Origin of the sequence: Actinomadura sp. NPDC049753 (genome assembly GCF_040674655.1) — a bacterium.
In the GTDB taxonomy this organism is placed as follows: Bacteria; Actinomycetota; Actinomycetes; order Streptosporangiales; family Streptosporangiaceae; genus Spirillospora; species Spirillospora verrucosospora.
The window spans coordinates 1-7,726 of record NZ_JBFARL010000290.1 but is presented as its reverse complement, the minus strand read 5'-3'; the positions used below and the strand labels follow the sequence as shown (position 1 = coordinate 7,726).

General features: G+C 72.9%; 7 protein-coding genes and 1 pseudogene. All 8 read left to right on the top strand.

Features of this window, described 5'->3' with window-relative positions; all coding sequences use genetic code 11:
* Positions 1-229 precede the first annotated feature (229 nt).
* Positions 230-1,243, top strand: coding sequence for a hypothetical protein (locus AB0K37_RS38705; protein WP_363990248.1), 1,014 nt, complete (start codon positions 230-232; stop codon positions 1,241-1,243).
* Between the two features lie 285 nt (positions 1,244-1,528).
* Positions 1,529-2,551, top strand: a complete 1,023-nt coding sequence (locus AB0K37_RS38700; RefSeq protein WP_363990245.1) for a histidine kinase — start codon at positions 1,529-1,531, stop codon at positions 2,549-2,551.
* Between the two features lie 56 nt (positions 2,552-2,607).
* Complete coding sequence (locus AB0K37_RS38695) at positions 2,608-3,357, top strand: LytTR family DNA-binding domain-containing protein (protein WP_363990243.1); 750 nt, start codon at positions 2,608-2,610, stop codon at positions 3,355-3,357.
* An 86-nt stretch (positions 3,358-3,443) separates the two neighbouring features.
* Positions 3,444-3,752: a DUF485 domain-containing protein gene (locus AB0K37_RS38690; RefSeq protein WP_229810239.1), complete on the top strand. Its 309-nt coding sequence runs from the start codon at positions 3,444-3,446 to the stop codon at positions 3,750-3,752.
* Positions 3,749-5,479: a cation acetate symporter gene (locus AB0K37_RS38685; protein WP_363990239.1), complete on the top strand. Its 1,731-nt coding sequence runs from the start codon at positions 3,749-3,751 to the stop codon at positions 5,477-5,479. Before AB0K37_RS38690 ends, AB0K37_RS38685 begins: the two co-directional genes overlap by 4 nt.
* Positions 5,480-5,636: 157 nt before the next feature.
* Positions 5,637-5,990, top strand: a complete 354-nt coding sequence (locus AB0K37_RS38680) for a DUF485 domain-containing protein (protein WP_363990236.1) — start codon at positions 5,637-5,639, stop codon at positions 5,988-5,990.
* Positions 5,987-7,597 (top strand): cation acetate symporter, encoded by a 1,611-nt coding sequence (locus AB0K37_RS38675; protein WP_363990234.1) that lies wholly within the window; start codon positions 5,987-5,989, stop codon positions 7,595-7,597. The genes AB0K37_RS38680 and AB0K37_RS38675 overlap by 4 nt, the downstream gene beginning before the upstream one ends.
* Positions 7,598-7,641: 44 nt before the next feature.
* Positions 7,642-7,726 (top strand): annotated as a pseudogene (locus AB0K37_RS38670) (class II aldolase/adducin family protein); the annotation flags it as partial.

Genomic DNA, 7,726 nt, shown 5'->3' with positions numbered 1-7,726 from the left:
CCGCCGCATTTCGCGTATTCGGCTGGGTGCGGCGCGGGGCGCGGGGGGGGGGGGGGGCGCCCCGCAGTCCGGGGCGCCGCCGGCGGCCGCGGCCGCGGCCGGGCGGTCGGACGCCGTCGGCGGGCGGGGAACGGTGGTGTCGGTGACGCCGGTGGTTCGCATGTCGCGGGCGCAGGTTCGCGACTACCTGGGTGATGAGGGATTAACGTCTCCGCGGCCGCGCAGTGGGGTGAGCGGCTTCAAGGTCCTCTACCGCACCGTCTCGGCGACCGGGCGGCCCACGCTCGCCAGCGGTGTCGTCGTCCTGCCCAGCGACACCGCCGGGACGTTGCAGGCCGTCAGCTTCACCCATGGAACCCACGCCGGCCGCAACACCGCCGGTTCGGTCGCCGCGGACGGGCAGAGCAGGATCGCGGCGGTCTACTACGCCGCCGCCGGATACGCCGGTGTCGCCCCCGACTACCTCGGCCTCGGTGAGGGGGCCGGTGCGCATCCCTACCTGGACGCCGCGTCGGAAGCGTCCGCGTCGCTGGACATGCTCCGCGCCGCCCGCGACGTCGCCACCCGGCAGGGCAGAGGCCTGGAGCGGCGGGTGCTGGTCACCGGCTTCTCGCAGGGAGGTCAGGCCGCCATGGCGCTCGGACGCGAACTCCGACGCGGTGCCGATCCCTACCTGCGGCTGGGCGCCCTGGCCCCGATCAGCGGCACCTACGACCTGCGGCGCGCGCAGCTCCCGGCGTCTCTTTCCGGCGGCTCACTGGACCCGCGCGTGTCGGCGTTCAACCTTGCTTACGCCACGGTTGCCTGGAACAGGCTCCACCACCTGTACAAGGCGCCCTCGGAGGTCTTCCAGGCGCCCTACGACACCACCGTGGAGAAGCTCTTCGACGGCAGCCACGATGAATCGGACATCTTCCCGCAGCTCCCTGCAAGCCCCGAGCAACTGGTGACCCCGCGCTACCTGCACTGGCTCAAGCATCCTTCGGGGGCCCTGCTGCGGGCGATCCGCGCTGCCGACGGCACCTGCGACTGGGCACCGGACGTCCCGATCCGGCTGTACGGCGCGTCCGGCGACGAGCAGGTCACCTTCGGCAACACGCGCAACTGCGTCCGCGCCCTGCGCGCCCACGGCACCCGGCCGCAGGTGGTCGACTACGGCACCGGCAGCGGCACCGACCACTTCGCCACCCTCCACCGCGCCCTGCCCGACACCCTCCACTGGTTCCGAACGCTTCCGGCATAGACCTGCCGGACCGACGAGCAGAGGAGAGGGCCCGGCACCTGCCGGGCCCTCTCTCCATGGTGCTGTGTGCCGGTTTTCGTCTCCCTTGCTTGCGGTCGGGCGGCGTAGGTTTGGCGGATGAGTGTGGCCTTTGCCGTTGTCGCGACGTTGGTCCTTACCTGGGTGCCGGCGTTGTTGTGGGGGCGGCGGCATCGGCGGCGGGGGGATCTCGGGGGGCCTGAGCGGCGGGCGACCTTCGAGACCCTGCACACGGCGTCCCGCGCGGCGCCGGCGTTCCGGGGCGGGTTGACGGAGCAGGGGGCGCAGAAGGCGGCTCGGCATCTGCGGGCGCTGCTCGGGTGCGAGGCGCTCGCCATCACCGACGGGGAGCGGCTGCTGGCCTGGGACGGGGAGCACGACCACCACGCGGTGGACGGGCCCGGGCACGCCGAGGCCACGCGGGGGAACGGGCGCACGCAGGTGCACGACGTGGAGTGCGACCGGCTCGACTGTCCGATCCGGAGGGTCGTGGTCGTGCCGCTCGCCACCGACGACCGGGTGGTCGGGACGCTGGCCGCCTACGGGGAGGACGTTCCGGCGGGCTTGATCCGCGCCGCCGAGGAGGTCGCGCAGTGGGTGGACGCCCAGCTCGAACTCGCGGAGCTGGACCATTCGCGGACGCTGCTGATGGAGGCGGAGATGCGGGCGCTGCGGGCGCAGATCTCGCCGCACTTCATCTACAACTCGCTGACGACGATCGCCTCGTTCGTCCGGTCCGATCCGGAGCGGGCGCGGGAGCTGCTGCTGGAGTTCGCCGGGTTCACGCGGTACTCGTTCCGGCGGCACGGCGACTTCACGACGCTGGCGGAGGAGCTGCGGTCGATCGACCGGTACCTGCTGCTCCAGCGGGCCCGGTTCGGTGAGGAGCTGCGGGTGACGCTGCGGATCGCGCCCGAGGTGCTGCCGGTGGCCGTGCCGTTCCTCTGCCTGCAGCCGCTCGTGGAGAACGCCGTCCGGCACGGGCTCCAGGACCGGTCCGAGCCCGGCCTGATCACGATCATCGCGGAGGACGCGGGGGCCGACTGCGTGATCAGTGTGGAGGACGACGGGATCGGGATGGATCCCGAGGATGTCCGCCGCCTGCTGTCGGGGGAGCGGCCCGAGCCGTCCGCCGACGACGCGGCGGGGATCGGGCTCGCCAACGTCGACGCTCGGCTGCGGCAGGTGTACGGGGACGAGTACGGCCTCGCGGTGGAGACCGGGCCGGGCGCCGGGACGAAGGTCACGGTGCGGGTGCCGAAGTACCGGCCCGGGGTCACGGCCTCTTGACGCCCGGCCGGTGCTTGACCTGGAATGTGGCGGACGGCGTGGGAAGGGACGGTGCGGTGACCCTGCGTGTCCTGGCGGTGGACGACGAGGCGCCCGCGCTCGACGACCTCGTCCACCTGCTGCGCGCCGACCCGCGCATCGGCGAGATCGACACCGCCCGGGACGGGGCCGCCGCGCTCCGCAAGCTCGACCGGGCCCTCGCCGAGGGGCGTCCCGTCGCCGCCGTCTTCCTCGACATCCGGATGCCCGGCCTGGACGGCACCGTGCTCGGCCGCGTCCTCGCCCAGTTCGCCCGGGCCCCGCAGATCGTCTACGTCACGGCCTACGAGGAGCACGCCGTGGACGCGTTCGAGATCAAGGCGACCGACTACATCCTCAAGCCGGTGCGGCCGGAGCGGCTGGCCGTGGCGATCCGGCGGGTCACGGAGGCCGTCGGGGAGGACGAGGCCGCGCCGGAGCCGTCGGAGCCGGAGGCCATGCCGGTGGAGCTGGGCGGGGTGACCCGGTTCGTCACGCCGGGGGAGGTGCTGTACGTCGAGGCGCAGGGCGACTACGCGCGGCTCCACACCTCCGGCGGCAGCCATCTGGTGCGCATTCCGCTCGCCGCGCTGAGCGAGCGGTGGAGCGGCGCCGGGTTCGTCCGGGTGCACCGCAGCCATCTCGTGGCGCTGGCCGCCATCACGGAGCTGCGGCTCGACTCGGGGCGCTGCACGGTGGTCGTGGGCGGCGCCGAGCTGCCCGTCGCGCGCCGGCATGTGCGCGAGTTGCGGGACCTGCTCGTCCGCCGGGCGAGGCGGTCGCCCTGAGCGGGCCGGACGCGCGGGACGTCGCGCCCGGGCGGACGCTGGTCACCGGGCCGCGGACCCGGGCCGTCCGGCGGCCCCGGTACCCGGTGACGCGGGAGATCGACGAGCAGACGGGGCTCGGCGAGGCGTACATGCGGTCGCTGGTGCGCGCCCAGTGGCGGCTCGCGGCCCGGCTGTGCCTGGTCCTCGCGGTGGTGGTGCTCGGCCTTCCGCTGCTGTTCGCGCTCGTCCCCGCGGTGCGCGAGCAGGAGGTGCTCGGGCTGCCGCTGCCGTGGGTGCTGCTCGGCGGGCTGATCTACCCGTGGTTCGTCGCCTGCGGCTGGTGGTACGTCCGGCAGGCCGAGCGCAACGAGGACGACTTCGCCGACCTCGTCGACCGGGCCGACCGGCTGTGAGCGCCGCGTACGGCCTGGCGGGCGTGCTGCTGGTCGTCGTCGCGACGATGCTCGTCGGCGTGCTCGGGGTGCGGATCTCCCGGACCACGTCCGACTTCTACGTCGCGTCGCGGACGGTGACGCCGCTGCGGAACGCGTCCGCGATCGGCGGGGAGTACCTGTCGGCGGCGTCGTTCCTCGGCATCGCCGGTCTGATCCTCGCCTACGGCGCCGACATGCTGTGGCTGCCCGTCGGCTGGACGGGCGGGTACCTGGTGCTGCTCGTCCTCGTGTCGGCGCCGCTGCGCCGCTCCGGCGCCTACACGCTGCCGGACTTCGCCGAGGCGCGCCTGGAGTCCATGGCGGTGCGCCGCGCCGCGAGCGTGCTCGTGGTGCTGATCAGCTGGCTGTACCTGCTTCCCCAGTTCCAGAGCGCGGGGCTGGTGCTGCGCACGGTGACGGGCGCGCCGGTGTGGACGGGCGGCGTGCTCGTCGCGGTCGTCGTGGCGGCGAACGTGCTGGTCGGCGGGATGCGCAGCGTCACGATGGTGCAGGCGTTCCAGTACTGGCTGAAGCTGACCGCGCTGGCCGTGCCGCTGGTGTTCCTGCTGATGGCGTGGCGGTTCGACGGCGCGCCCGGCCTGTCGTCGGACGTTCCGCCGCGGTTCGGCGACCGCACGACCGTCGCGGTCGGCATGGCGGTCACCGTCGAGGTCACGGCGCCCGTCCAGGTGACCGTGGACGGACGGGTGGACGGCCGCGCCTACTCCGGCTTCCCTCTCGCGCTGGGGCCCGGGCCGCACCGCTTCGACAAGGACACGTCCGTCACGTTCCCTGCGGGCGCCGACGTCCCGCACGTCAGCGGGCGCCCCGCGACCACCGGCCGGGAGTGGGCGCTGCCGCTGGACGGGCGCGACCACTCCCTCTACGCCACCTACTCGCTGATCCTCGCCACGTTCCTCGGGACGATGGGGCTCCCGCACGTCCTCGTCCGCTTCTACACCAACCCGGACGGCCGCACCGCCCGCCGCACCACCGTCGTGGTGCTGACGCTTCTCGGCGCGTTCTACCTGCTGCCCGCCCTGTACGGGGTGCTGGGGCGCCTCTACACCCCCGAGCTGCTGATGACCGGGAGGGCCGACGCCGTCGTCCTCACCCTGCCCGGACGGCTCATCGGCGGCCTCGGCGGCGACCTGCTGGGGGCGCTGGTGACGGGCGGGGCGGTGGCGGCGTTCCTGTCGACGTCGTCCGGCATCACCGTGTCGGTGGCCGGGGTGCTGGCGCAGGACATCCTGCGCGGCGGCGTCCGCTCGTTCCGCGCCGGGACGCTGCTCGCGCTCGCCGTCCCGCTGGGGCTGGCGATCGCGGCCCGGTCCCTCGCCGTCGCGGACGTCGTCGGGCTGGCGTTCGCCGTCGCCGCGTCCACGTTCTGCCCGCTGCTCGTCCTCGGCGTCTGGTGGCGGCGGCTCACCGTGCCGGGCGCCCTCGCCGGGCTCGTCCTCGGCGGCGCGCTCGCGGGCACCGCGGTGGTGGTGACGATCGCCGCAGGGCCGCCGTCCGGGCTGCTCGGCGCGCTGCTCGCCCAGCCCGCGGCCTGGACGGTCCCGATCGCGTTCACCGTCATGATCCTGGTGTCGCTGTGCACGCCCGGACGGGTCCCGCGCGGCGTCGCGCGGATGATGGTGCGGCTGCACACCCCGGAGTCCCTCGACGTCGACCGGGGCACGTGGCGGCCCAAGCGGGTGTGACCGTTCGTCGCGCGAGAGCGACCGTTCGGCGACGAGGGCGGCCTTTGGCCGACGGTGAACGGCGGCTGGTCGCAGCCCTGCCCCCGACCCCTCGTCCGCTCCCAGCAGGATCTTTACGGTTGCGCGTGACCGGCGTCACAACCGAGGAGGGGTGGGCGTGTCCGTCGACAAGAGCGCCCCCGGCACCGTCTATGAACGGTTCCAGGGCACCACGGAGTTCCAGGAACTCCGGCGAAGATTCCGCCGATTCGTGTTCCCGATGACCGCGGCGTTCCTCAGCTGGTACCTGCTGTACGTCGTCCTGTCCGGGTGGGCGCGCGACTTCATGGGCACCGAGCTGTTCGGGGCCGTCAACGTCGCCCTGGTGTTCGGGCTGCTGCAGTTCGTCTCCACCTTCCTCATCGCCTACCTGTACGCGCGGCACGCCGAGCGCCGCCTCGACCCCGTCTCCGACGCGATCCGCGCCCAGATCGAGGCGGAGTCCGCCCCGGCCGCGGAGGAGGCCAAGTGAGCAACGAGACCCTGTCGATCATCCTGTTCCTGGTCTTCGTGGCGGCCACCCTGGCGATCACCGTGTGGGCGAGCCGCAACACCCGCAACGCCACCGACTTCTACGCGGGCGGGCGGTCGTTCTCCGGCGCGCAGAACGGCATGGCGATCGGCGGCGACTACATGTCCGCCGCGTCGTTCCTCGGCATCGCCGGGCTGATCGCCCTGTACGGCTACGACGGGTTCCTGTACTCGATCGGGTTCCTCGTCGCGTGGCTGGTGGCGCTGCTGCTCGTCGCCGAGCTGCTGCGCAACTCCGGGCGCTTCACGATGGCGGACGTGCTGGCGTTCCGGATGAGCCCCCGCCCGGTCCGCACCGCCGCCGGCGTCTCCACCATCGTCGTGTCGATCTTCTACCTGCTGGCGCAGATGGTCGGCGCGGGCGCGCTGGTGTCGCTGCTGTTCGGCTTCACCAGCGACTTCGCCAAGGGCGCGACGATCGCGCTGGTCGGCGTGCTGATGATCGTGTACGTGGTGTTCGGCGGGATGAAGGGCACCACCTGGGTGCAGATCGTCAAGGCCGTGCTGCTGATGACGGGCGCCACCCTCATCACGCTGCTGGTGCTGGGCAAGTTCGGGTTCAACCTGTCCAGCCTGCTGAACGACGCCGCCGACCAGAGCGGCAAGGGCGGCGAGTTCCTGGAGCCGGGGCTGCGCTACGCCACCGAGAAGCAGGGCCTGGAAGGCAAGCTCGACCTGATCAGCCTCGGTCTCGCGCTGGTCCTCGGCACCGCCGGGCTGCCGCACATCCTGATCCGCTTCTACACCGTCCCGACCGCCCGCGACGCCCGCAAGTCGGTGCTGTGGGGCATCGGCATCATCGGCGTGTTCTACCTGCTCACCCTGGTCCTCGGCTTCGGCGCCGCCGCGCTCGTCGGGTCCAAGGAGATCGCCAAGGCCAACCCGGCCGGCAACACCGCCGCCCCGCAGCTCGCCCAGCGCATCGGCGAGATCGTCTTCGGGGACGCGGGCGGGACGATCCTGCTCGCGGTCATCGCGGCGGTCGCGTTCGCGACGATCCTGGCGGTCGTGGCGGGCCTCACGCTCGCCTCGTCCTCCTCGTTCTCCCACGACCTGTACGCCCACGTGTTCAAGAAGGGCAAGGCGTCGGAGCGGGACGAGGTGCGCGTCGCCCGCATCTCCGCGTTCGTGATCGGCGCCGTGGCGATCGTCCTCGGCATCTACGCCCAGCGCCTCAACGTGGCGTTCCTGGTCGCCCTCGCCTTCGCGGTCGCGGCGTCGGGGAACCTGCCCGCGATCCTGTACAGCCTGTTCTGGAAGCGGTTCAACACCACCGGCGCCGTCTCCGCCATCTACGGCGGCCTCGGCTCGGCCATCTTCCTGGTGGCGTTCTCGCCGGTCGTGTCGGGCTCGGAGAAGGCCCTGTTCACCGACTCCGACTTCAGCTGGTTCCCGCTGGAGAACCCCGGGATCATCTCCATCCCGTTCGGCTTCCTGTGCGGCTGGATCGGGACGCTGCTCAGCAAGGAGTTCAACGCGGCCAAGTACGCCGAGATCGAGGTCCGCTCCCTCACGGGCGCGGGCGCCGAGCCGGCGGGCGAGCACTGACCGACCACTGAGAGCCGCCGCGCGGGCGGGCGTCGCCCACCCCCGCGCACTCGCAGGTGCACCAGGCGCGCCCGGACGTGGTGGCGGCCGCGCACAGCCACTCCACCTACGGGCGGGCGATCTCCGCGC